Raw genomic sequence first — 24872 nt, 5'->3', positions numbered from 1 at the left:
CGACAGGCAGGCGGGGGGCATAAGCGCGGCAGAGAGTTTGGAGGAATTCCATGCCCGCCTATCGCTCCCGCACCACGACCCATGGCCGCAACATGGCCGGCGCGCGCGGCCTCTGGCGCGCCACCGGCATGAAGGACGGCGATTTCGGCAAGCCGATCATCGCCGTGGTCAACTCCTTCACCCAGTTCGTGCCCGGCCATGTGCACCTGAAGGATCTCGGCCAGCTGGTGGCGCGGGAGATCGAGGCGGCGGGCGGCGTCGCCAAGGAGTTCAACACCATCGCGGTCGATGACGGCATCGCCATGGGCCATGACGGCATGCTCTATTCGCTGCCCTCGCGCGAACTCATCGCCGACAGTGTCGAGTACATGGTCAACGCCCATTGCGCCGACGCCATGGTCTGCATCTCCAACTGCGACAAGATCACCCCCGGCATGCTGATGGCCTCGCTGCGCCTCAACATCCCCACCGTGTTCGTCTCCGGCGGCCCGATGGAAGCCGGCAAGGTGGTGCTGAACGGCAAGACCAAGGCGCTCGACCTCGTCGACGCCATGGTCGCCGCCGCCGACGACCGCATCTCGGAAGAAGACGTCGCCGTCATCGAGCGCTCGGCCTGCCCGACCTGCGGCTCCTGCTCGGGCATGTTCACCGCCAATTCGATGAACTGCCTCACCGAGGCGCTCGGCCTCGCGCTGCCGGGCAACGGCTCGACGCTCGCCACCCATGCCGACCGCAAGCGCCTGTTCGTCGAAGCCGGCCACACCATCGTCGACCTCGCCCGCCGCTATTACGAGCAGGACGATGCCAGCATCCTGCCGCGCGCGGTGGCGAGCTTCGCCGCCTTCGAGAACGCGATGACGCTGGACATCGCCATGGGCGGTTCGACCAACACCGTGCTGCACCTGCTCGCCGCCGCCCATGAGGGCGAGGTGCCCTTCACCATGGCCGACATCGACCGGCTCTCGCGCCGGGTGCCGGTGCTGTGCAAGGTCGCCCCGGCGGTGCCCGACGTGCATGTGGAGGACGTCCACCGCGCCGGCGGCATCATGGGCATTCTCGGCGAACTCGACCGCGCCGGCCTCATCGACACCTCGGTCGGCTCGATCCACGCCGCCTCGCTCGGCGCCGCGCTGGAGCACTGGGACGTGAAGCGCAACAGCAGCGAAGCGGTGCACGAATTCTTCCGCGCCGCGCCGGGCGGGGTGCCGACCCAGGTCGCCTTCAGCCAGGCCGCCCGCTACGACGAGGTCGACCTCGACCGCGAGAAGGGCGTGATCCGCGACCTCGAGCACGCCTTCTCCCGGGATGGCGGGCTCGCCGTGCTCTTTGGCAACCTCGCCGAGGATGGCTGCATCGTGAAGACGGCGGGCGTCGACGAGAGCATCCTGAAGTTCACCGGCACCGCGCGCGTGTTCGAGAGCCAGGACGACGCCGTCTCCGGCATTCTCGGCAACCGCGTGGCGCCGGGCCAGATCGTGCTTATCCGCTATGAGGGGCCGCGCGGCGGGCCGGGCATGCAGGAGATGCTCTACCCGACCAGCTACCTGAAATCGAAGGGGCTGGGCAAGGAATGCGCGCTCATCACCGACGGGCGCTTCTCCGGCGGCTCCTCGGGCCTGTCCATCGGCCACGTCTCGCCGGAAGCGGCCGAGGGCGGCACCATCGGGCTGGTGCGCGAGGGCGATGTGATCGAGATCGACATTCCCAACCGGCGCATCCATCTCGCCGTGGACGAGGCCGAACTGGCCGCCCGCCGCGAGGCGCAGCAGGCCAAGGGCTGGACCCCGGCCGCGCCGCGCAAGCGCAACGTCACCACCGCGCTCAAGGCCTATGCCGCGCTCGCCACCAGCGCCGCCAAGGGCGCGGTGCGGCAGGTGCCCTGAGCCGCCTCTCTTTGACGGCCGGCATCGCCCGGCAGAACGACACGAAGGGCGGGGCCGCTGGCTCCGCCTTTTTCTCTTGCCCCACCAGGACGCCCCCAGGGAGGCCGACATGGCCGACGACGACGATGCCTATGTCTATGACGAAGCCACCGGGGAGTGGCGCCCGGCCTCGGAAATGAAGGCCGCCGCGGCCGCCCGGCCGGAGGTGCGCGATGCCTCCGGCACCGTGCTGGCGGACGGCGATTCCGTGGTGCTGATCAAGGATCTCAAGGTCAAGGGCGCCGGCCAGACGCTCAAGCAGGGCACGGTGATCAAGACCATCCGCCTCACCGACAACCCGGAAGAGATCGACTGCCGCTTCGAGGCCATCAAGGGCCTGGTGCTGCGCACCGAATTCGTGCGCAAGCGCGGCTGAACCTGGCTGACGGCGGCGGCGGGATCATGGCGCGCCGTGCGGTGGCATGGTAGCGTCGCGCGGTCCCGTTCCGGACCTTCATCGCGCAGGTTGTCCCATGAAAAAGCTTGCCCTGGCCCGTGCCTCCGCGTGCCACGTTTCCGCACGCCTTGCCATTGCGTGCGTCGCCGTGCTGTGCCTGCCCCTCGCCGCCATGGCGGACAAGATCGACCTTTCGACCACCACCTGCGGTCAGTTCCTCGAAAGCGACAAGACCGAGATCATGCTCACGCTGGCCTGGCTCGACGCCTATTACAAGGATGTCGACGCCCCGCCGGTGATCGACACCGACAAGTTCGTCGAGAATGCCGGCGAGCTCGGCGAGTACTGCGCCGCCAATCCGAGCATCGGGCTCATCACCGCCACCGACGAACTGTTCGGCGACTGACGGCGCCCCTCGCCTCCCCCTTCCGGCCGTGCGCGCCCGCGGGGCGCGCGGCCTTTTCGACGCGCCAAAAGGCGCCGCCAGCGGCGTTCGCTGCGCGGCGCCCGGCCTGCGCACCGGTGCCATATTCACGCAGAGACGGTAATATTCGGCCAGATAAGCCCTTCATAGCTACTATATTGCAGTCGAAAGGTAGTAAATTAGGGCACGAAAGCCTGAATTGATCTACGGAACCATACGCAATATTCGGGATTATCCTTACATCAACAGGAGGATATCCATGATCAACGCCAAGATGACTTCTGCCGCCGTGCTCGCCGCCATGCTCGCCCTTAGCGGCCCCGCCTTCGCGCAGAGCGCCGGTTCGGATGGCGCCTCGTCGAGCGCCGGCGCGTCCAACACGGGCGGCGCCGCCTCCGGCAGTTCCGGCACCACCGACAGCACGGCCGGGGGCATGAACCCGGCGGCCGGGTCGGGCATGGGGTCGGAGGGGCGCAACACCACCACCGGCGGCACCATGGGCACCAGCGGCAGCAAGGTCCCCGCCAATGCCGACCAGGCCGATGACACCAAATCGAACCGCGACTGCACCAGCCAGCAGACCCCCTGCTGACCTCCGCATCCCCACGAACCGTCGCTTCAACGGAAAGGCCGCTCTCCCCCGGGCGGTCTTTTCGCGTGCGCACCGGCCGGGCTGGCGGTTGCGAACAAAACGCGAAACGTGCTCTCTGGGAAGGCTGATCCGCTTCCGGAGATTCGTCCGTTCATGCTCCCCGCCGCCTATCTTGACAGGCTCAACCCGCAGCAGCGGCGGGCGGTCGAGCACGGCATAAGCGGGGCCGGCGAGGTTGTCGGCGGGCCGCTGCTGGTCATTGCCGGCGCCGGTTCGGGCAAGACCGACACGCTGGCCCATCGCGTCGCCCATCTCATCGTCAACAAGGCCGACCCGCGCCGCATCCTGCTGCTCACCTTCTCGCGCCGGGCGGCGGCAGAGATGGCGCGCCGGGTGGAGCGCATCGCCGCGCGGGTGCTGGGGGCGGACGCGCGCGCGCTGACCGAGGGGCTCACCTGGGCCGGCACCTTCCACGGCATCGGCGCCCGCCTGCTGCGCGACCACGCGCGGGAGATCGGGCTCGACCCGAACTTCACCATCCACGACCGCGAGGACAGCGCCGACCTCATCAACCTCATCCGCCACGAGCTGGGATTCTCGAAGACCGAGAAACGCTTCCCCGCCAAGGGCACGCTCATCGCCATCTATTCCCGCGCGGTGAATGCCGAACAGCCGCTGGAAGAAGTGATCGGCCGCGCCTTCCCCTGGTGTGCCGGTTGGAACGCCGAGCTGAAGGCGATCTTCGCCGCTTATGTCGAGGCCAAGCAGCGCCAGAACGTGCTCGATTACGACGACCTGCTGCTCTACTGGGCGCAGATGATGGCCGAGAAGGCGCTCGCCGCCGAGGTGTCCGGCCGGTTCGACCATGTGCTGGTCGACGAATATCAGGACACCAACAGGCTCCAGTCCTCCATCCTGCTGGGGCTGAAGCCGGACGGGCGCGGCCTCACCGTGGTCGGCGACGACGCGCAGTCGATCTATTCCTTCCGCGCCGCCACGGTGCGCAACATCCTCGACTTTCCCGGCCATTTCACCCCCCGCGCCGACACGGTGATGCTGGAGCAGAACTACCGCTCCACCCAGCCCATCCTCGCCGCCGCCAATGCGGTGATCGACTTCGCCAGCGAGCGCTACGCCAAGAACCTCTGGTCCGAGCGGACGGGCAGCGAACGGCCGGTGCTGGTGGGGGTACGCGACGAGATCGAGCAGGCCAATTTCATCGCCACCCGGGTGCTGGAGAACCGCGAGGACGGCATCGCCCTGAAGGCGCAGGCGGTGCTGTTCCGCGCCGCCCATCACAGCGGGCCGCTGGAGGTGGAACTGACCCGCCGCAACATCCCGTTCGTCAAGTTCGGCGGGCTCAAATTCCTCGATTCCGCCCATGTGAAGGATGTGCTCGGCGTCCTGCGCTTCATCGAGAATCCGCGCGACCGCGTCGCCGGTTTCCGCGTGCTGCGCCTCATGTCCGGGCTCGGCCCGGCCACCGCCGGGCGCATCCTCGACGCGGTGGCTTCCGCCGGCGCGCTGCTGCCGGCGCTGGAAACCGTCACGCCCCCGGCCCGCGCGGAAACGGAATGGCCGTCCTTTCTCGCCATGACGCGCGATCTCAAGGCGAATACCGCCGGCTGGCCGGGCGAACTCGACCGCGTGCGGGCGTGGTACGAGCCGCTGCTGGAGCGCCTGCACGAGGATGCCGGCAGCCGGCAGGCCGATCTGGTGCAGCTCGCGCAGATCGCGGCGAGCTATCCCTCCCGCGCCCGCTTCCTCACCGAGCTGACGCTCGACCCGCCCAGCGCCACCAGCGCCGAGGCCGGGCCGCCGCATCTCGACGAGGACTATCTCATCCTCTCCACCATCCATTCCGCCAAGGGGCAGGAATGGAAATCGGTGTTCGTGCTCAACGTGGTCGATGGCTGCATCCCGATCGACCTCGGCGCCGGCACCCGCGAGGAGATCGAGGAGGAACGCCGCCTGCTCTATGTCGCCATGACGCGGGCCAAGGACAGCCTGCACCTGATGCTGCCGCAGCGCTTCTTCACCCATGGTCAGGCGGCGCGCGGCGACCGCCACGTCTACGCCGCCCGCACCCGCTTCATCCCGCCCACCATCCTCAACCGCTTTGCCATGGCCAGCTGGCCGCCGGCACAGGCCGAGGCGCCGGGCGCCACCGGCGAGCCGCGCGCGAGCGTCGACCTCGGCGCGCGCATGCGGGCGATGTGGAAGTAGGAGCGGCCGTCTCCCTCATCCCCGGGCCTGCCCCGGGGCCCCGGCCTCGCCGCCGACGCGGTGCCCGGACGCCCTCATGGCGGGGGCAAGCCCGGCCATGAGGGTGGGGATATGTCAGCGTATCCGCACCCCCGGCCCATATTCGCCGGCGGGCAGCAGCATGACACCGGCCTCCTGCAAGGTGCGAACCAGCAGGTTCTCGGTACCCCGGTGCAGCATATGGCGGTGCCGCTCGAAATCGCGCACCGTGCTGCGGGAGACCCCGGCGCGCTCGGCGAGATGCTCCTGCGTCCAGTCGAGCAGCCCGCGTGCGGCGCGGCATTGTTCGGGCGCCAATTCCATCGCTTCTGCCTTGCGTGAAGACGGCCAAATCAACCATAATGGGCGACATCTCGCAAGACGCTAAGGAAAACCGCCCTCAGGGAGGCCCCCGCTACCTATGCCCAATGACACGCTCCTCCTCGTCGCGCTGGCCCTGCCTTTCCTGGGCAGCCTCGCTGCGGGGTTCCTGCCGACCCATGCGCGCAACGCCGCGGCGGTTCTGGCGGGGGGCGTGGCGGTAGCGGGAATGGCGATCACGGTGTGGCTCTACGCCACGGTGGCGGACGACGCGCCGGTGCAGTTCTGGCTGTCCTGGCTGCCCATGCTGGGGCTCGACTTCACCCTGCGGCTCGACGGGCTCGCCTGGCTGTTCGCGATGATGATCTTCGGCATCGGCGCGCTGGTCGTGCTCTATGCCCGCTACTACATGTCGCGCGAAGACCCGGTGCCGCGCTTCTTCTCGTTCCTGCTGGCCTTCATGGGCTCGATGATCGGCATCGTGCTGTCGGGCAACCTCATCCAGATGGTCTTCTTCTGGGAACTGACCAGCCTGTTCTCCTTCCTGCTGATCGGCTACTGGCACCACAGCGCGAGCGCGCGCGACGGCGCCCGCATGGCGCTCACCGTCACCGGCACCGGCGGGCTGTGCCTGCTGGTCGGGGTGCTGCTGGTCGGCCGCATCGTCGGCAGCTACGACATCGACCAGGTGCTGGAATCGCGCGACCTCATCGTCCAGAGCGATCTCTACGTTCCCGCCCTGGTGCTGATCCTGCTCGGCGCCTTCACCAAGAGCGCGCAATTCCCGTTCCATTTCTGGCTGCCGCACGCCATGGCGGCGCCCACCCCGGTGTCGGCCTATCTGCATTCGGCCACCATGGTGAAGGCCGGCATCTTCCTGCTGATGCGGCTCTGGCCGGTGATGGCGGGCACCGATGCCTGGTTCTATCTGGTGGTGCCGGCCGGGCTGGTGACGCTGCTGCTCGGCGCCTTCATCGCCATCTTCCAGCAGGATCTGAAGGGGCTGCTGGCCTATTCCACCATCAGCCATCTCGGCCTGATCACCTTGCTGCTTGGCCTCGGCAGCCCGCTGGCGGCGGTGGCGGCGATCTTCCACACGCTGAACCACGCCATCTTCAAGGCCTCTCTGTTCATGGCCGCCGGCATCATCGACCACGAGACCGGCACCCGCGACCTGAGAAAGCTCAGCGGGCTCTACCGCTACATGCCGATCACCGCCACCCTGGCCATGGTCGCCGCCGCCGCCATGGCCGGCGTGCCGCTGCTCAACGGCTTCATCTCCAAGGAAATGTTCTTCGCCGAAGCGGTGGCCGACCATACCGGCTCGCTGCTCGACGACAGCCTGCCCTATTGGGCGACGCTGGCCGGCGCGTTCAGCGTGACCTATTCGCTGCGCTTCATCCTCGGCGTGTTCTTCGGCCCGCCGCCGGTCGACCTGCCGCACCGCCCGCACGAGCCGGCGCACTGGATGCGCTTTCCGATCGAGCTGCTGGTGCTGATCTGCCTGCTGATCGGCATCGTACCGGGGCTGACCGTCGGCCCGGTGCTGGCCACCGCCGTCAAGGGGCTGCTGGACGGGACCGTGCCCTATTACAGCCTCGCGCTGTGGCACGGCTTCACCCTGCCGCTGCTGATGAGCCTGATCGCCATGGCCGGCGGCGTGGTGCTCTATCTCGCCCTGCGGCGCTATCTGGAAAGCGGCATCGAGGGTCCGCCGATCCTGCGCGACTTCAAGGGCCAGCGCATCTTCGAGAAGGTGCTCGCCACCCTGTCCTGGCAATGGGCGCGCGCCGCCGAAGCCGGCCTCGGCACGCGGCGCCTGCAGGCGCAGATGCGCATCGTCATCACCCTCGCCGTGGTGGCGGCGCTGGCGCCCTTCCTCGTCAATGGCGCCGTCGGCACCGGCGATCTGCCCGGCACGCCGCTTCCCCCGGCCTTCGCGCTGCTGTGGATGGTTGGCGGGGTCTGCGCGCTCGCCGCCGCCTATCAGGCCAAGTATCACCGGTTCGCCGCCCTGGTTCTGGTGGGCGGGGCGGGGCTGGTCACCTGCATCACCTTCGTCTGGCTGTCGGCGCCGGACCTCGCCGTCACCCAGCTTCTGGTCGAGATCGTGACCACGGTGCTGCTGCTGCTCGGCCTGCGCTGGCTGCCCAAGCGGATCGAGGATGTCTATCCCTCGCGCCCGCCGCTGAAGGTGCTGCTGCGCCGCTATCTCGACCTCGCCATCGCCTGCTCGCTCGGCGGAGTGATGGCCTTCCTCGCCTATTGCCTGATGACGCGCCCGCTCACCGGCAGCGTGTCGCGCTTCTTCGTCGAGCGCGCCTATACCGAGGGTGGCGGCACCAACATCGTCAATGTCATCCTGGTCGATTTCCGCGGCTTCGACACGATGGGCGAGATCGTCGTGCTGTGCCTCGCCGGCCTCACCGTGTTCGCCCTGCTGCGCCGCTTCCGCCCCGCCCCGGAGAGCATCCGCGCGCCGGAACAGCAGCGCATCCAGAACGAATTCGACGAGGCCGCCCCGGATCGCTCGCCGGGCGACACGGCGGCCGACTACATGCTCATTCCGCGCCTGATCATGCACTGGCTGTTCCCGGTCATCGCGGTGATGGCGGTGTACCTGTTCATGCGCGGCCATGACCTGCCGGGCGGGGGCTTCGCCGCCGGCATCACCCTCTCCATCGCCTTCGTGGTGCAGTACATGGCGAGCGGCACGCGCTGGGTGGAGGACCATCTGCGCGTGCTGCCGCTGCGCTGGATGGGCGTGGGCCTGCTCACCTCCTGCGCCACCGGCGTCGGCTCGTGGTGGTTCGGCTATCCCTTCCTCACCTCGCATTTCCAGTATGTGGAGCTTCCCCTCATCGGCAAGGTGCCGGCGGCGAGCGCGCTGCTGTTCGATCTCGGCGTGTTCGCGCTGGTGGTCGGCGCCACGGTGCTGATCCTGATCGCGCTCGCCCACCAGTCGCTGCGCAGCGCGCGCGCCGCGCAGGCGGCGGAAGGGGGCGAGTGATGGAAATCGTGCTCGCCATCGGCATCGGCATCTTCACCGCCTCGGGCGTGTGGCTGATCCTGCGCCCGCGCACCTATCAGGTGATCATCGGCCTGTCGCTGATCTCCTATGCGGTGAACCTGTTCATCTTCGCCATGGCCGGCGGCGGGCTGCGGGTCGACGCGCCGCCCATCCTCGCCGCCGGCGGCGTCGGCAATCCCGCCGCGATCGCCGATCCGATCCCGCAGGCGCTGGTGCTCACCGCCATCGTCATCGGTTTCGCCATGACCGCGCTGTTCCTCGTGGTGCTGCTCGCCGCGCGCGGGCGCACCGGCACCGACCATGTCGACGGGCGGGAGCCGGAGCGATGATCCCCGCCCTCGATCATCTCGCCATCCTGCCCGTCGTGCTGCCGCTGGCGGTCGGCGCCTTCATCCTGCTGTTCGACGAGCGGCGCCGGCTGCTGAAGATGTCGCTCAGCCTCGCCACCGTGTTCACCCTGCTGGGAATAGCGGTGACGCTGGTGGTGCTGGTCAACACGCCGACCGGCGACCGCTGGTCGACCATGATCGTCTACCCGCTCGGCAACTGGCCGCCGCCCTTCGGCATCGTTCTGGTGGTGGACCGGCTGGCGGCGCTGATGCTGCTGCTCACCGCGGTGCTGGGCTGCGCCACGCTGCTGTTCGCCATGGCGCGCTGGCACAGCGCCGGGCCGCGCTTCTACACGCTGTTCCTGCTGCTGCTGATGGGGCTGAACGGCGCCTTCCTCACCGGCGACCTGTTCAACCTGTTCGTGTTCTTCGAAATCCTGCTCGCCGCCTCCTACGGGCTGGTGCTGCACGGCTCGGGCACCGCGCGGGTGCGGGCCGGGCTGCACTACATCCCGATCAACCTCGTCGCCTCGTCGCTGTTCCTGGTCGGCGTCGCGGTCATCTACGGCGTCACCGGCACGCTCAACATGGCCGATCTCAGCCGCATCGTGCCCACCCTGCCCCCGGATGAGCGCATCCTGATGGAATCGGGCGCGGCGGTGCTCGGCATCGCCTTCCTGGTCAAGGCCGGCATGTGGCCGCTCAGCTTCTGGCTGCCGACCACCTATGCCGCCGCCTGCGCGCCGGTGGCGGCCATGTTCGCCATCATGACCAAGGTCGGCATCTATGTGATCCTGCGCCTGTTCCTGCTGTGCTTCGGCGACGAGGCGGGCGCCTCCGAGGAGTTCGGCGCGCTCTGGCTGTATTATGGCGGCATGGCCACCATCCTGTTCGGCGGCATCGGCGTGCTGGCCTCGCAGTCGATGCAGCGGCTCGGCGGCTATTCGGTGCTGATCTCCTCCGGCACCCTGCTCGCCGCCATCGGCACCGGCAACAGCGCGGTGATCTCCGGCGCGCTGTATTATCTCGTCACCTCCACCTTCGCCATCTGCGCCTATTTCCTGCTGGTCGAGCTGATCGAGCGCGGCCAGGCCGCCGGTGCCGACGTGCTGGCGGTGACGCTGGAGATCTTCGGCGATCCGGAGGAAGACATCGAGGACGAGGACGAGGAGGTCGGCGTCGCCATTCCCGCCACCATCGCCGTGCTCGGCGGCGCCTTCGTCGCCTGCACCGCGCTGCTCGCCGGCCTGCCGCCACTCTCCGGCTTCATCGCCAAGTTCGCCATGCTCTCGGCGCTGCTGAACGAGGCCGGCGACATTCCCGCCGCGCACTGGGCCTTCGTGGTGTTGCTGATGATGTCGGGCCTCGCCACGCTGATCGCCATGACCCGCAACGGCATCCGCACACTCTGGGTGCCGGCGGAGTCGGAGATTCCGCGCGTGCGCGCCATCGAGGCGATTCCGGTCGGGGCGCTGCTGTTGCTGTGCGCGGCAATGACCTTCGCCGGCGGCCCGGCCATGCGCTACATGGAGGCCACCGCGCAGATCCTCTACTGGCCGAGCGAATATGCCCGCGACGTGCTCGGCAGCCGGCCCGCCGACCACACGGCCAGCGATCCGCGCGCCAGCGGGCACGGGCCTTCCGGAGCCACGCCATGAAGCTGCTCCGCCGCGTGCTGCCCTACCCTCTCCTGTTCCTCGCGCTGCTGGCGATGTGGCTGCTGATGGCGCAGAGCCTGTCGGCGGGCCAGTTGCTGCTCGGCGCGCTGGCCGCCCTTGGCGGCTGCTGGATGATGGTGGCGCTCGACCCGCCGGCGGCGCGGCTGCGTCGTCCGGCGGCGGCGGCGCGCCTTGCCGGGCGGGTGTTCCTCGACGTGTTCCGCTCCAACCTCGCCGTCGGCAGCATCATCCTCGGCAATGAGGACCGGCGCACCCATGCCGGCTTCATGAGCCTGCGGCTCGACCTCACCAGTCCCTACGGCCTTGCCATCCTCGCCATCATCCTCACCTGCACGCCGGGCACGCAATGGGTCCGGCACGATCCCTCGCGCCGCATCCTGATGCTGCACGTGCTCGACCTGGTCGACGACAAGGAATGGGTGCGCACCATCAAGGAGCGCTATGAGGGCCTGCTGATGGAGATCTTCGAATGAGCGTCGCCATCCTGAGCTGGTCGATCACGCTGGCGCAGGTGCTGCTCACCTTCGCCATGGGCTGCGCCGCGCTGCGCTTCATCCGCGGCCCCCGCGCGCAGGACCGCATCATCGGCCTCGACACCTTCTACATCAACGCCATGCTGCTGCTGGTCACCCTCGGCATACGCAGCGGCGCCACGCTCTATTTCGAAGCCGCGCTGGTCATCGGCCTGCTCGGCTTCGTCGGCACGGTGGCGCTGGCCAAGTTCCTCATGCGCGGCGAGGTGATCGAATGAGCGGCGCCCCCGAACTGCCGCTGTGGGCGGCGATCCTGGTCTCCTTCCTGCTCGTCTTCGGCGCGCTGGTGACGCTGATCGGCTCGGTCGGTCTCTGGCGCCTGCCGGATTTCTACGCCCGCCTGCACGCCCCCTCGCTCGGCGCCACGCTCGGCACCGGCGCGATCCTGATCGGCTCGATGGTCTGCTTCTCGGTGCTGCAGGGCCGGCCGCTGATCCACGAGGTGCTGATCGGCCTGTTCGTCACCATCACCACCCCGGTGACGCTGATGCTGCTCGCCAGCGCCTCGCTGTATCGCGACCGGGTGGAAGGCAACGACGCCGCGCCCGGCAAGGACCCGGAACCGACCGAACTGTGAGGCCCCGCCCTCCGCGTCGTGCTCAGCGGCGCGGATCGTCCGGCTTCTTCGGCGTCCCGTCCGGGGAGCCGTCGACGGTCCTGAAGGTGTCGGGGGCGAACCGCCCGCCGTCACGCGCCGTGGGTTTCCCATCGACCGGGTGATTGTCGTTGTCGACCTCGTCCAGCGGCGGCCTGAGCGGGCTGGTCACCGAGGTCGTCCGGTCGTCGAGCACCGCGTCGACATTGGCGGGGTCGACGACGACGGGGTTCTGGTCGAGCTTGCGGGGGTCGCGAACCATCGGGCATGCCTCCATGATTGTCTGGGAGGCAACGGGCGGGACGGGCGGGAGTTCCCTCGCGCGGTACCGGCTCAGGCGTGGAACAGCCGGCGGTAGAGCGTCGAGCGGTTGATGCCCAGCGTGCGCGCCGCCTGCGAGACATTGCCGCCGCAGGCATTGAGCGCCCGCCGCATCGCCTCGACGGTCAGCGCGTCGAGCGTCTCGGCCGACGCCGGCGCGGCCGGCGCCGCCAGAATGTCCGGCGGCAGCAGGTCCTCGCCCACCGGGCGGAACGGCTCGGCCAGTGCCGCCAGCACCCGCAGCGCGCCGGCGAGCTGGCGGAAATTGCCCGGCCAGCCATAGGCGGCGAGCCGCGCCTCGCAGCCTTCCGAAAGCGTCAGCCGCTCATCCGCCACCAGCCGCCGCCACAGCGCCCGCACGATCTCCACCCGGTCCGGCAGGCTGCGCAGCGGCGGCAGCTCGACGGTGTAATGGGCGATGCGGAAATACAGGTCCTGCCGGAAGCTGCCGGCCTCCACCAGCAGGCGCAGGTCGCGATGGGTGGCGCAGAGCAGCGCGAAATCGACCTTCACCGGCCGGCCGCCGCCGAGCGGGGCGACCTCGCGCTCCTGCAGCACCCGCAGCAGCCGCGATTGCAGCGCCAGCGGCATGTCGCCGATCTCGTCGAGGAACAGCACCCCGCCCTCGGCCTCGCGCAGCAGGCCGCGCCGCCCCTGCCGGCGGGCGCCGGTGAAGGCACCGTCCTCATAGCCGAACAGTTCGGATTCGATCAGCGTTTCGGGAATGGCGGCGCAGTTCACCGCCACGAACGGCCCGCCGCCGCGCGCGCTCAGCCGGTGGATCTCGCGCGCCGCCAGCTCCTTGCCGGTGCCGGTCTCGCCGCGGATCAGCACCGGCACGTCGGCCTCGACCATGCGCACGGCACGCGCCAGCGCCGCCCGCTCGGCGGCGCCGAGCAACGGCCCTTCCTCGCGCCGGGCGGGACGCGGGGCGCGGACCGGGTGGAGGCTCGCCCGCGCGCCCTCGATACGGCCATAGAGCGCGCCGCCGCCGCGTCCGCGCAGCGCGTGGGTCTCGCTCTCCGTTTCCGGCAGCCGCTCCAGCAGGTCGCCGGCCCGCTTCTCGCCCAGCGCCGACCAGTCGGCGCCGACAAGGCCGAGCCCGGCCCGGTTGGCCGCCACCAGCCGGTCGTCCTCGAACACCAGCACGCCCTCGCGCGAGGTGCCGAGCAAAGCCCGGTCGGCCTGCAGGCGCAGGATGCGGCGGCCGGAGAAATCCTCGTCGAAGAAGCGGTGCTCGATCTGCTCCACCGCCAGCCGCACCAGGCCGAGCGCGTGGCGGTGGTCCACCGCCGCCGGGCCGGACATGTCGAGCGCACCGACCGTGTGGCCATAGGGATCGAGGATAGGCGCCGCCGAGCAGCTCAGAATGCCGTGCGGGTCGTAATAGTGCTCGCCGCCATGCACGGCGATCGGCCGGCCCTCGACCAGCGCGGTGCCCACCGCGTTGGTGCCGGTCGAGCTCTCGCCCCACAGCACGCCCGGCCGCAGCGCCACCTGCGCCGCCCGGGCGGCGAAGTCGGCATTGCCGAGGGCGTCGAGGATCAGTCCCTCCGCATCGGTGAGAATGACCACGCAGCCGGTCTGCATGGCATCGGCGTAGAGGCTCTCGATTTCCGGTCGGCACAGCCGGCGCAGGCGTTCGTGCCGCTCGGCGATGGCGCTCAGCTCGTGCGCGGTCAGCGGTTCGAGCCGCGGCAGGGCGGCGCTGTCGAGCCCGCGCTCGGCGCAGCGCTTCCAGGAGCGCAGGATCGGCTCGGGCACCAGCGCCGCCAGCGGGCGGTCGCCGAGACCGTGCTGGAAGAACTGCTTGCGCGCGGCCAGCACGGCGCGCGGCGAGACCTCTTGGCGCATGCGATCCTCCCGGAGTGTTGCAAAATGCCACACATGTCGCAGGTCTTGTTGTTCTTTCCGACAGTTTCTACCAAGTTTTCGGCCCGCGTCCATGGCCATCCTCTTCAAGCCGCCGCGAGTACAACGCCAATCCCAGCGATTTCAATATTTTGCCGTACCGCAACGACGATTTTGTGCAGCGCAGTACAGGGCTGGCATGGGCGCTGCAATCTTGAGTGTCCCTGTCTGGGAGGATCCAATGAACAAGCCAGAACTCTCCATCACCAAGCAGTCGCCGTTCAAGGCCCGCTACGGCAATTTCATCGGCGGACAATTCGTCGAGCCGGTCGCCGGCCGCTATTTCGACAACACTTCGCCCGTCACCGGCGGCAAGATCTGCGAGATCGCCCGCTCCGACAAGGACGACATCGAGAAGGCGCTCGACGCCGCTCATGCCGCCAAGGATGCCTGGGGCAAGACCTCGGCCGCCGAGCGTGCGCTGGTCCTCAACAGGATCGCCGACCGCATGGAGGAGAATCTCGACCTCCTCGCCCTCGCCGAGACCTGGGACAACGGCAAGCCGATCCGCGAGACCACCGCGGCCGACATGCCGCTCGCCATCGATCATTTCCGCTATTTCGCCGGCGCCGTCCGCGCCCAGGAAGGCGGCATCAGCGAGATCGACCACGACACCATCGCCTACCACTTCCACGAGCCGCTCGGCGTCGTCGGCCAGATCATCCCGTGGAACTTCCCCATCCTGATGGCGGTGTGGAAGCTCGCCCCGGCGCTCGCCGCGGGCAATTGCGTGGTGCTGAAGCCGGCCGAGCAGACCCCGGCCTCCATTCTCGTGCTGGCCGAATTGATCGCCGACCTGCTGCCCCCGGGCGTGCTGAACATCGTCAATGGCTACGGCCTCGAGGCCGGCAAGCCGCTCGCCTCCTCCTCGCGCATCGCCAAGATCGCCTTCACCGGCGAGACCACGACGGGCCGGCTGATCATGCAGTACGCCAGCCAGAACCTCATTCCGGTCACGCTGGAGCTGGGCGGCAAGTCGCCGAACATCTTCTTCGCCGACGTGGTGGCCGAGGATGACGACTTCTTCGACAAGGCGGTCGAGGGCTTCGTGATGTTCGCGCTCAACCAGGGCGAGGTCTGCACCTGCCCGAGCCGCGCGCTGATCCAGGAAAGCATCTATGACCGCTTCATGGAAAAGGCGCTGAAGCGGGTGGAAGCCATCGTGCAGGGCTCGCCGCTCGACCCGGCAACCATGCTCGGCGCCCAGGCCTCCTCCGAGCAGCTCGACAAGATCCTGTCCTATATCGACATCGGCAAGCAGGAAGGTGCCGAGGTGCTCACCGGCGGCGAGCGCAACAATCTCGGCGGGGACCTCGCCGGCGGCTATTACGTCAAGCCGACCGTGTTCAAGGGCCACAACAAGATGCGCATCTTCCAGGAGGAGATCTTCGGGCCGGTCGTGTCCGTGACCACCTTCAAGGACGACGCGGACGCGCTCTCCATCGCCAACGACACGCTGTACGGCCTCGGCGCCGGCGTGTGGACCCGCGACGGCAACCGCGCCTACCGCTTCGGCCGCGCCATCCAGGCCGGCCGGGTGTGGACCAATTGCTACCACGCCTACCCCGCCCACGCGGCGTTCGGTGGCTACAAGCAGTCCGGCATCGGTCGCGAGAACCACAAGATGATGCTCGACCACTACCAGCAGACCAAGAACATGCTGGTCAGCTACAGCCCGAAGAAGCTCGGCTTCTTCTGAGCCACGCATGAGCTATCCTCTCCCCATTGGGGAGAGGTGGCCCGCGAAGCGGGTCGGTGAGGGGCAACGCGCCTGCGCGGCTCGAACACCCTTCACACCATCCCTCTCCCCGGCGGGGAGAGGGAGCTTTCACGGGAGTATCCATGGACACGCCGACAGCCACCCTGGCCGATCCGCCATCCGGCACCATCCCCCGCGTGCTCGCCACCGAGGCGGCGCTCGCGCTCATCGCCACGCTGACCGCCGAGCACGGCAAGCTGCTGTTCCACCAGTCCGGCGGCTGCTGCGACGGCTCCTCGCCCATGTGCTACGCGCAGGGTGACTACATCGTCGGCGATGCCGATGTCCGGATGGGAGAGATCGGCGGCGCGCCGTTCTACATGAGCCCGTCGCAGTTCGAATACTGGCAGCACACCCAGCTCATCATCGACGTGGTGCCGGGGCGCGGCGGCATGTTCAGCCTGGAGAACGGGCGCGACCAGCGCTTCCTCACCCGCTCGCGGCTTTTCACGGATGACGAGCTGGAGCGCCTCACGCCCCTCGCCTTTGGCGCGGCGGACTAAACGCGGACGCCCTCACCGCGGCGTCAGCGCCGTCACCGCCAGTGCCGTGGCGGCGGCACGGTTCTCCACGCCGATCTTGGCGTAGATCTGCTCCAGATGCTTGTTCACCGTGCGCGGCGACAGGCCGAGGATTTCGCCGATATCGCGGTTCGCCTTGCCGCGCGCCAGCCACACCAGCACCTCGGATTCGCGCAAGGTGAGGCCCAGCTTGGTCTTCAGCACCTGCTCGGGCGGAATGCCGGAATCCTCGACGATGCGCAGCAGCAGTTCCTCCGGGCCGATCTGCCCGACATAGGACAGCTTCAGCCGGCGCGCCGAGCCTTCCATCGCCACTTCGATCGTCTCGGGTTCGATGGCAGCGCCTTCCGCCTTGCGCCCTTCCAGCCAGCGACGCACGGCGTCCGGCAGGGTGAAGCTGTCGCCGGCCGGCGAGACGCTGATGGCGGTCAGCAGCGCGGTGGCCTGCGGTGTCGACCACATCACCCGCCCGGCCCGGTTGGCGGAGAGCAGGTAGCGCCCGGCCGCGTCCAGCGCCGCGCGGGCGCTGTGGGTCTGGCGGGCATTGGCGAGGTGCACCCGGATGCGGGCGATCAGCTCGTCCGGCGAGATCGGCTTGGTGACATAGTCGACCCCGCCCGCCTCCAGCCCCTTCACGATCTGCTCGGTTTCGGAAAGCCCGGTCATGAAGATGACCGGCACATGCGCCACCGATTTGTTGCGCTTGAGCCGGCGGCAGGCCTCGAAGCCGTCCATGCCGGGCATCACCGCGTCCATCAGGATCACGTCGGGGGTGATGCGCTCGACCAGCGCCAGCGCGTTCGCCCCCTCGGTGGCCACCAGCACGGTGGCGCCGGCCGCCTCCAGCGCGTCGGTGAGGAGACTGAGCGTCTCCGGCGAATCGTCCACCACCAGGACGATGTCTCGGCGCTCCACGCTAGGCATCATCGCGCCGCATCGCCTCCAGAACCGACATGTATTGCTTGAGGTCGAAAGTATCCATCAGGTCGCGCATATGGGCGACGAACGCCATGTTGTCGGGCGAGACGCTTTCGATTTCCTTGAGCTTGGCCTGGATGCCGCGCACATAGCCGATTTCCCCCAGCTTGAGCAGGTCGTCGAGATGCACGCCGGCCGGCGCGTGCAACTCGCCCGGCTTGCTCGCCTCGCCGGCGGCGATGGCGGCGAGTTCGCCGTCGCCGACCCATTCGAGGTCGAGCAGCGCCGCCATCTTCTCCAGCAGCGTGCGCAGATGCACCGGCTTGACCAGATGGTCGTCATGCTGGGCCAGCCCGTCGCCCAGAATCTCGCCGGCATTGGCCGAGATCATGAGGATGCGCAGCCGCCCATAGCCCTCGTCGCGCAGTTGCCGCACCACTTCCCAGCCATTGAGGCCGGGCATGGCGATGTCGAGCAGCAGCATGTCCGGCTCCCATTCGCGCACCATGTCGAGCGCCTGCACGCCGTCGGTGGCGGCGAGCACGGTGAAGCCGAGAGGCACCAGCAATTCGTGCATCAGGTCGCGATGGGCCGGGTCGTCGTCGGCCACCAGCACGGTGCGCCGCGGGCCGGTGTAGCCGGCGATGTGGCGGTGCTGGATCGGGCCGAGGCGGGAGGGATTGGTCACCTCCGACAGCATCAATCTGACGCGGAACGCGGTGCCCTCCCCCGGCGCCGACTTCAGCGAGATTTCCCCGCCCATGATCTCGGTGAGCAGCTTGGTGATGGTGAGGCCGAGGCCGATGCCGGCGGTGGAATAGGTGCCCGCTCTTTCCCCGCGCTCGAACGGCTCGAAGATGCGCTTGTGGTCGGCGGCGGGAATGCCGATGCCGCTGTCCTCGATCTCGAATTCCGCCACCTGGTTGCGATAGGCGATGCGCAGCGCCACCCGGCCCCGCTCGGTGAACTTGATGGCGTTGGACAGCAGGTTGATGAGGATCTGGCGCAGCCGCTTCTCGTCGGTGAACACGGTTCCCGGCAGCCGTTCGGGCCGCACATACACGAAGTCGATGCCCTTGGCGGTGGCCTGCAGCCGGAACATGTCGACCAGCTGGTCGAGGAACTCGGCGATGCGCACCTCGTCGCGGTTGAGATAGAGCCGCCCGGCCTCGATCTTGGAGATGTCGAGCAGCCCGTCGATCAGGCCGGACAGGTGCTCGGCCGAACGCCGCACCACGCGGATGGCGTCGCGCCGGTGCGGGGGAATGGCGACATCGCGCTCCAGCAACTGGGCGTAGCCGAGAATGGCGTTCAGCGGCGTGCGCAGTTCGTGGCTGATGCCGACGACATAGCGGCTCTTGGCGAGGTTGGCGGCCTCGGCGGCCTCCTTGGCCTTCTGCAGCTTGGCGTCGGTGCGCTTGTGCGCCTCGATCTCGCGCATCAGCAGCGCGGTCTGGCGGTTGCTTTCCTCCTGCGCCACGCTCCGGCTCTCCTGCGCCAGCACGAACAGCCAGGCGGCGACGCCGGCGATGATCAGCAGGATGAAGTAGAGCGTGAACAGCACATTGCCGACCGTCTCGGTCTGGTCCGGCGGGGCGAAGGTCGACTGGAAATAGATGACCCCCAATATGCCGCCGATCACGATCGCCAGCAGCGCCATCACGCCGATATAGTGGCCGAGCCGGGAATTGAGCTGCGCCACCATCCAGCCCGGCAGGGTGGCCCGCAGCGCCGCCAGTATCTGGTCGGGAAAGCGCGCCTCCTCCTTGCAACGGTCGTTGCAGCGGGCGTCGAGCGAGCAGCACAGCGAGCAGATCGGCCCGGCATAGACCGGGCAGTGCGCCATGTCCTCCGGCTCGAACTTGTGCTCGCAGATGCAGCATTTGAGCGAGTGGCGGGCGTCCCAGTTCTTGGCCGTGCGGCGGGCGATGTAGTAGCGCCCGCCGGTGGCGTAGGCGATGCCGGCCGCCGCGACGAAGGAGACGAAAAGCGCCAGGAACGGCGCGAACACCTTCAGCGTCGGGCCGAAGAAGCCGGCAAAGGCGATGACCCCGATCAGCGTGCCGGCGAGCAGCGCGCCGACGCCGACCGGATTGATGTCGTAGAGATGCGCCCGCTTGAACTCGATGCCCGGCGGGCTCCAGCCCATCGGCTTGTTGACCACGAGGTCCGCCACCAGCGCCGCCACCCACGCCACCGCGACGATGGAATAGAGCCCGAGGATCTGCTCCAGCACCTTGTAGATGCCGAGCGCCATCAGCATCAGCGCGATGGTGACGTTGAACACCAGCCACACCACCCGGCCGGGGTGGCTGTGGGTCAGGCGGGAGAAGAAGTTCGACCAGGCGATGGAGCCGGCATAGGAGTTCGTCACGTTGATCTTGAGCTGCGCCAGGATGACGAACACGCCGGTGAAGGCCAGCGCCACCTCGGGCGAGAACACCGTCCTGAACGCGACCAGATACATCTGCGTCGGCTCGGCGGCGTGCAGGAAGGGGATGCCCTGGGTGAGCGCGAAATAGGCCAGGAACGAGCCCGCCAGCATCTTGATGCCGCCGGGGATGATCCAGCCCGGCCCGGCGCTCAGCAACGCCACCCACCACAGCAGGTTGCGCCGCGTCTCGGTGCGGCCCGGGGCCCGGCGCGGCAGGAAGCGCAGAAAGTCCACCTGCTCGCCGATCTGCGCGATCAGCGCGAACACCACCGTGGTCGCGGTGCCGAACAGCACGAGGTCGAACGAGCCGTCCGGCGCGCCGAACCGGCCGGTATAGGAGGTCCAGCCGGCCAGCGGCGCGTCGTCGAGCGCGAAGATGAAGACGAAGGGAATGATGTTCAGCACCAGCCACACCGGCTGGGTCCAGAGCTGGAACCGGCTGATGAAGGTGATGCCGTGCGTCACCAGCGGGATCACCACCAGCGCGCTGATGAAATAGCCCACCATCAGCGGCACGCCGAAGCACATCTCCAGCGCCAGCGCCATGATCGCCGCCTCGATGGCGAAGAACAGGTAGGTGAAGGAGGCGTAGATCAGCGAGGTCAGCGTCGAGCCGATATAGCCGAAGCCGGCGCCGCGGGTGAGCAGGTCGATGTCGACGCCGAACTTGGCGGCGTAATAGCTGATCGGCAGCCCGGCGGCGAAGATGATGACGCAGACCACCAGGATCGCCGCCACCGCATTGGGAAAGCCGTAGGCGAGCGTGATCGCCCCGCCGATCGCCTCCAGCGCCAGGAAGGAGACCGCGCCGAGCGCGGTGTTGGCCACCCTGAGCGCCGACCAGCGGCGCGCGCTCTTCGCCGTGAAGCGGAGCGCGTAATCCTCCAGCGTCTCGTTGACGACCCACTGATTGTAGCGGCGCCGAACGCGAACGATCTTTTGTTCCGCCGCCATAGGGTTTTGCCTCGCCGTGCCGACGCCAGACATTCTTCTGCGCTCACCCTCCCCAGGGCACTTCGAATTTGTTGCACCACCGCGAATCCCGCGACCTGCGGACGCACCAAGAGCCAAGCAAAAATCGTTCCACTCAAGTCACCGGGCGTCGAAACGTCAATTCCATCACGCTCGAATCCCACTTGAATACCACAAGACCAGAAAAAATACCGAATCCTGCACAATAAGCGCGCAGTTCAACAACTTTTCGGCTCGAATCGCCGCACACTTCTTCGCGCGCGCGCGAAAAAACCACTGCGAACGCGAAGGAATATCTTTCGCGCTTCGGCACACACTCCACCCTTTCCGCCACTGTGCAGGAGCCGGAACGGTTCCCCTATACGTCAATCGACGTATTGCTGCATCGCGACATCGACCGCCACGATCCAGCCAATGCAAGCAGATCAGAAGCTTGTTGAGGCCACGTCAAACCCGTGGAGGGGAATCGTATGTCTTCAAAGAACGACCAATCGAACAAGTTTTCCAGTACGCGCCGCAAGCTTTTGATGGGCATTGCGGCGCTTCCGGCGGTGCCTCTTCTTGCCTCTACCGGCCTTCTTTCGACACCCGCCTTCGCCCAGGCCCCGGCGACCTCGGAGGTCAACACCACCGGCCTCGCGGTTACCGACACCGAAGTGACCGTCGGCATCCTGCATTCGGTCACCGGCACGATGGCCATTTCCGAGACCGGCTCGGTGCAGGCCGAGAAGCTCGCCATCGACCAGATCAACGCCATGGGCGGCGTGCTCGGCCGCAAGATCAAGTTCATCCAGGAAGACGGCGCCTCCGACTGGCCGACCTTCGCCGAGAAGGCCAAGAAGCTGCTCGTCAACGACAAGGTCGCGGCCATCATGGGCTGCTGGACCTCGGCCTCGCGCAAGGCGGTGCTGCCGGTCGTCGAGCAGTATAACGGCATGCTCTACTACCCCACCTTCTATGAAGGGCTGGAGCAGTCGAAGAACGTCATCTACACCGGCCAGGAAGCCACCCAGCAGATCCTCGCCGGCCTCGACTGGGTCGCCAAGACCAAGGAGGGCAAGACCTTCTACCTCATCGGCTCGGACTACATCTGGCCGCGCACCTCGATGAAGATCGCCCGCAAGCACATCGAGGGTCACCTGAAGGATTCCTCGGTCGTCGGCGAGGAATATTTCCCGCTCGGCCACACCCAGTTCAACTCGGTGATCAACAAGATCAAGCTGAAGAAGCCGGATGTGATCTACGCCGCCGTCGTCGGCGGCTCCAACGTCGCCTTCTACAAGCAGCTCAAGGCGGCCGGCATCGACCTCTCCAAGCAGACCCTGCTGACCATCTCGGTCACCGAGGACGAGATCGACGGCATCGGCGGCGAGAACATCGCCGGCGCCTACAGCTCGATGAAGTACTTCCAGTCGCTCGACAACCCGAACAACAAGGAATTCGTCGCCGCCTTCAAGAAGATGTGGGGCGAGAAGACCGTGATCGGCGACGTCACCCAGGCTGCCTATCTCGGCCCCTGGCTGTGGAAAATGACCGTCGAGAAGGCCGGCTCCTTCGACATCGACAAGGTCGCCGCGGCCTCGCCGGGCATCGAGTTCAACAAGGCGCCGGAAGGCTATGTGAAGATCCACGACAACCATCACCTGTGGTCCAAGGCCCGCATCGGCCTGGCCCAGCCGGATGGCCAGTTCAAGGTTGTGTTCGAGACCCCGGACCTGATCGAGCCCGATCCGTTCCCCAAGGGCTACCAGTGATCGCCTGAAGCTCCCACCCGGAGAGGGTTCGCCCTCTCCGGGGCTCTACGCCGTTGACGCAAGACCGCGCGACTGCGCGCATGCCGGGGGATTCCTGAATGTTCTCTGACTATTCGCTGGCCGAGCTTGGCTCGATTTTCGTGATGCAGGGCTTCGCCGGCCTCATCCTGTTCTCGGTCTTCGTTCTCATGGCGCTCGGCCTCGCCATCATCTTCGGCCAAATGGGCGTCATCAACATGGCGCATGGCGAGTTCATGATCCTCGGCGCCTATGTCACCTATTTCACCTCGCAATTCTTCCTGAACTACCTGCCGGGCCTGTTCGGCGCCTACTTCTTCCTGGCGATGATCCTCGCCTTCTTCGCCGCCGGTGCGCTCGGCATGGCGGTGGAATGGCTGATGATCCGCCGCCTCTACAAACGCCCGCTCGACACGCTGCTCGCCACCTGGGGCCTCAGCCTCATCCTGCAGCAGCTCTACCGCACCGTCTTCGGTCCCCGCGAGGTCGGCGTCGAGCTGCCGGAATGGATGATGGGCTCGCTGCCGGTGACCGACATGGTCGAGGTGCAGATCAACGGCCTGTTCGTCATGGGCCTCACCATCGCCATCACCATCGCCGTCGCGCTGCTGATGTACAAGTCGAGCTGGGGCAAGCAGGTGCGCGCCGTGGTGCAGAACCGCGTCATGGCCGGCGCCGTCGGCATCAACACCGAGAAGGTCGACCGCTACACCTTCGGCCTCGGCTGCGGCATCGCCGGCGTCGCCGGCTCGGCCTTCACCATGATCGGTTCGACCGGCCCCACCTCCGGCCAGCTCTACATCGTCGACACCTTCCTGGTCGTCGTCTTCGGCGGCGCGCAGAGCCTGCTCGGCACCATCGCCTCCGCCTTCACCATCTCGCAGGCCCAGTCGACCATGGAGTTCTTCCTCTCCGGTTCGATGGCCAAGGTCCTCACGCTGCTCGGCGTGGTCATCATCCTGATGCTGCGGCCGCAGGGCCTGTTCGTCATCAAGGTCCGTCGCTGAGGAGGCGCACATGCTCAAGTCCGACCGCACCTTCTTCCTGCGCCCGCAGGACATGATCGGGATCGCGATCCTCGCCATCCTGCTCGTCGTGGTCCTGCCGCTGACGCTGGACAATTTCCGCCTCCAGTTCGTCGGCAAGTACCTCACCTACGCCTTCGTCGCGCTCGGCCTGGTGCTGTGCTGGGGCTATGCCGGCATTCTCTCGCTCGGCCAGGGCGTGTTCTTCGGCCTCGGCGGCTACTGCATGGCGATGTTCCTCAAACTGGAATCCTCCAGCGTCGAGGCCACCAAGATCCAGACCACGCCTGGCATCCCGGACTTCATGGACTGGAACCAGATCACCGCGCTGCCGCTGATGTGGCAGCCCTTCAACAGCCTGACTCTCACCATCATCGCAGTGATCCTGGTACCGGCCCTGTTCGCCTTCATCGTCGGCTTCGCGATGTTCAAGCGGCGCGTCGGCGGGGTGTACTTCGCCATCATCACCCAGGCGCTCGCCGCCATCATGACCATCCTGATCATCGGCCAGCAGGGCTATACCGGCGGCATCAACGGCATCACCGACCTGCGCACGCTCAATGGCTGGGACATCCGCACCGACAGCGCCAAGACGATCCTCTATTTCGTCTGCGTCGCCCTGCTCATCGCCTGCATCCTGATCGCCTATTTCGTGAAGTCCTCCAAGCTCGGCCGCATCCTCGTCGCCATGCGCGACAAGGAGGACCGGGTGCGCTTCTCCGGCTATGACGTCGCCAACTTCAAGGTGTTCGTGTTCTGCCTCGCCGCCTCGCTCTCGGCCATTGGCGGGGCCATGTTCACGCTGCAGGTCGGCTTCATGTCGCCCTCCTTCGTCGGCATCGTGCCCTCGATCGAAATGGTCATCTACGCCGCGGTCGGCGGGCGGCTGTCCATCCTCGGCGCCATCTACGGCACGCTGCTGGTGAACTGGGCCAAGACCTCGTTCTCGGAGAGTTTTCCGGAACTCTGGCTGTTCGGCCTCGGCGGCCTGTTCATCGCCGTGGTGCTGATCTTCCCGAACGGCCTCGCCGGCCTCTGGCAGACCTACATCGCCCCGCGTCTCGGCCCGCTGTTCGGCGGCGCGTCGGCCCGCCGGGCGAGCCCGCCCGCCGCGACGCCGCCCGCCGCGCCATCCTCCGGGACGGCCGCCCCCGCCGCCGCCGAATAGGAGC

General features: G+C 67.6%; 22 protein-coding genes. 17 read left to right on the top strand and 5 right to left on the bottom strand.

Annotation, left to right across the window (positions count from 1 at the left end):
* Positions 1-50 precede the first annotated feature (50 nt).
* From ilvD to KHC23_RS09230, 5 genes are all read left to right on the top strand, one after another.
* Positions 51-1883 carry a dihydroxy-acid dehydratase gene (gene ilvD, locus KHC23_RS09250; RefSeq protein WP_213371752.1) on the top strand — a complete coding sequence of 611 codons (1833 nt, stop codon included), beginning with the start codon at positions 51-53 and terminating at the stop codon, positions 1881-1883.
* 109 nt (positions 1884-1992) lie between these two features.
* Positions 1993-2298 carry an alkylphosphonate utilization protein gene (locus KHC23_RS09245; RefSeq protein WP_213371750.1) on the top strand — a complete coding sequence of 102 codons (306 nt, stop codon included), beginning with the start codon at positions 1993-1995 and terminating at the stop codon, positions 2296-2298.
* Positions 2299-2395: 97 nt separating this feature from the next.
* A complete protein-coding gene (locus KHC23_RS09240) occupies positions 2396-2725 on the top strand; it encodes an HdeA/HdeB family chaperone (RefSeq protein WP_213371748.1) in 330 nt (109 codons plus the stop codon).
* 277 nt (positions 2726-3002) lie between these two features.
* Positions 3003-3335, top strand: a complete 333-nt coding sequence (locus KHC23_RS09235) for a hypothetical protein (RefSeq protein WP_213371746.1) — start codon at positions 3003-3005, stop codon at positions 3333-3335.
* 153 nt (positions 3336-3488) lie between these two features.
* A complete protein-coding gene (locus KHC23_RS09230) occupies positions 3489-5561 on the top strand; it encodes an ATP-dependent helicase (protein WP_213371744.1) in 2073 nt (690 codons plus the stop codon).
* A gap of 114 nt (positions 5562-5675) precedes the next feature.
* On the opposite strand, the gene KHC23_RS09225 is transcribed toward KHC23_RS09230, so the two are convergent.
* Positions 5676-5903: a helix-turn-helix transcriptional regulator gene (locus tag KHC23_RS09225; RefSeq protein WP_213371742.1), complete on the bottom strand. Its 228-nt coding sequence runs from the start codon at positions 5901-5903 to the stop codon at positions 5676-5678.
* Positions 5904-6000: 97 nt separating this feature from the next.
* Here KHC23_RS09225 and KHC23_RS09220 point away from each other — a divergent pair, with 97 nt between their 5' ends.
* Genes KHC23_RS09220 through mnhG form a run of 6 tightly spaced genes read left to right on the top strand, consistent with a single transcriptional unit; the run spans position 6001 to position 12049 of the window.
* Positions 6001-8910, top strand: a complete 2910-nt coding sequence (locus KHC23_RS09220) for a monovalent cation/H+ antiporter subunit A (RefSeq protein WP_213371740.1) — start codon at positions 6001-6003, stop codon at positions 8908-8910.
* Positions 8910-9260 carry a Na+/H+ antiporter subunit C gene (locus KHC23_RS09215; RefSeq protein WP_213371738.1) on the top strand — a complete coding sequence of 117 codons (351 nt, stop codon included), beginning with the start codon at positions 8910-8912 and terminating at the stop codon, positions 9258-9260. The genes KHC23_RS09220 and KHC23_RS09215 overlap by 1 nt, the downstream gene beginning before the upstream one ends.
* Positions 9257-10918, top strand: a complete 1662-nt coding sequence (locus KHC23_RS09210) for a monovalent cation/H+ antiporter subunit D (RefSeq protein WP_213371729.1) — start codon at positions 9257-9259, stop codon at positions 10916-10918. The genes KHC23_RS09215 and KHC23_RS09210 overlap by 4 nt, the downstream gene beginning before the upstream one ends.
* Positions 10915-11412: a Na+/H+ antiporter subunit E gene (locus tag KHC23_RS09205; protein ID WP_213371727.1), complete on the top strand. Its 498-nt coding sequence runs from the start codon at positions 10915-10917 to the stop codon at positions 11410-11412. Before KHC23_RS09210 ends, KHC23_RS09205 begins: the two co-directional genes overlap by 4 nt.
* Entirely contained in the window at positions 11409-11690 is a 282-nt protein-coding gene (locus KHC23_RS09200) for a K+/H+ antiporter subunit F (RefSeq protein WP_213371725.1), read from the top strand. The genes KHC23_RS09205 and KHC23_RS09200 overlap by 4 nt, the downstream gene beginning before the upstream one ends.
* Positions 11687-12049, top strand: coding sequence for a monovalent cation/H(+) antiporter subunit G (mnhG, locus tag KHC23_RS09195; RefSeq protein WP_213371723.1), 363 nt, complete (start codon positions 11687-11689; stop codon positions 12047-12049). Before KHC23_RS09200 ends, mnhG begins: the two co-directional genes overlap by 4 nt.
* 22 nt (positions 12050-12071) lie before the next feature.
* On the opposite strand, the gene KHC23_RS09190 is transcribed toward mnhG, so the two are convergent.
* Complete coding sequence (locus KHC23_RS09190; RefSeq protein WP_213371721.1) at positions 12072-12329, bottom strand: hypothetical protein; 258 nt, start codon at positions 12327-12329, stop codon at positions 12072-12074.
* Positions 12330-12400: 71 nt separating this feature from the next.
* A complete protein-coding gene (locus KHC23_RS09185; protein WP_213371719.1) occupies positions 12401-14242 on the bottom strand; it encodes a sigma-54-dependent Fis family transcriptional regulator in 1842 nt (613 codons plus the stop codon).
* 14 nt (positions 14243-14256) lie between these two features.
* On the opposite strand from KHC23_RS09185, the gene KHC23_RS09180 reads away from it, so the two are divergent.
* The 3 genes from KHC23_RS09180 to KHC23_RS09170 all read left to right on the top strand — a co-directional run bounded on the left by KHC23_RS09180 (position 14257) and on the right by KHC23_RS09170 (position 16561).
* The gene (locus KHC23_RS09180) at positions 14257-14457 is read left to right on the top strand and encodes a hypothetical protein (RefSeq protein WP_213371717.1); all 201 of its coding nucleotides are present in this window, start codon (positions 14257-14259) and stop codon (positions 14455-14457) included.
* 23 nt (positions 14458-14480) lie between these two features.
* Positions 14481-15998 carry an aldehyde dehydrogenase gene (adh, locus tag KHC23_RS09175; protein WP_213371715.1) on the top strand — a complete coding sequence of 506 codons (1518 nt, stop codon included), beginning with the start codon at positions 14481-14483 and terminating at the stop codon, positions 15996-15998.
* A gap of 143 nt (positions 15999-16141) precedes the next feature.
* Entirely contained in the window at positions 16142-16561 is a 420-nt protein-coding gene (locus KHC23_RS09170) for a DUF779 domain-containing protein (RefSeq protein ID WP_213371713.1), read from the top strand.
* Positions 16562-16573: 12 nt separating this feature from the next.
* On the opposite strand, the gene KHC23_RS09165 is transcribed toward KHC23_RS09170, so the two are convergent.
* Positions 16574-17506: a response regulator transcription factor gene (locus tag KHC23_RS09165; protein ID WP_213371711.1), complete on the bottom strand. Its 933-nt coding sequence runs from the start codon at positions 17504-17506 to the stop codon at positions 16574-16576.
* The gene (locus tag KHC23_RS09160) at positions 17496-20885 is read right to left on the bottom strand and encodes a hybrid sensor histidine kinase/response regulator (protein ID WP_213371709.1); all 3390 of its coding nucleotides are present in this window, start codon (positions 20883-20885) and stop codon (positions 17496-17498) included. The genes KHC23_RS09165 and KHC23_RS09160 overlap by 11 nt, the downstream gene beginning before the upstream one ends.
* Before the next feature lie 488 nt (positions 20886-21373).
* Between KHC23_RS09160 and urtA the strand changes: the two genes are divergently transcribed.
* The 3 genes from urtA to urtC all read left to right on the top strand — a co-directional run bounded on the left by urtA (position 21374) and on the right by urtC (position 24868).
* Positions 21374-22657, top strand: a complete 1284-nt coding sequence (gene urtA, locus KHC23_RS09155; protein WP_213371707.1) for an urea ABC transporter substrate-binding protein — start codon at positions 21374-21376, stop codon at positions 22655-22657.
* A gap of 98 nt (positions 22658-22755) precedes the next feature.
* Complete coding sequence (gene urtB, locus KHC23_RS09150; RefSeq protein WP_213371705.1) at positions 22756-23682, top strand: urea ABC transporter permease subunit UrtB; 927 nt, start codon at positions 22756-22758, stop codon at positions 23680-23682.
* 10 nt (positions 23683-23692) lie between these two features.
* A complete protein-coding gene (gene urtC / locus KHC23_RS09145; protein WP_213371704.1) occupies positions 23693-24868 on the top strand; it encodes an urea ABC transporter permease subunit UrtC in 1176 nt (391 codons plus the stop codon).
* Positions 24869-24872: the final 4 nt, after the last annotated feature.

This window comes from Ancylobacter dichloromethanicus (assembly GCF_018390645.1).
Classification (GTDB): Bacteria; Pseudomonadota; Alphaproteobacteria; order Rhizobiales; family Xanthobacteraceae; genus Ancylobacter; species Ancylobacter dichloromethanicus.
Note: the sequence above shows the minus strand (reverse complement) of the source record. Positions and strands in the feature narration are given on the sequence as shown.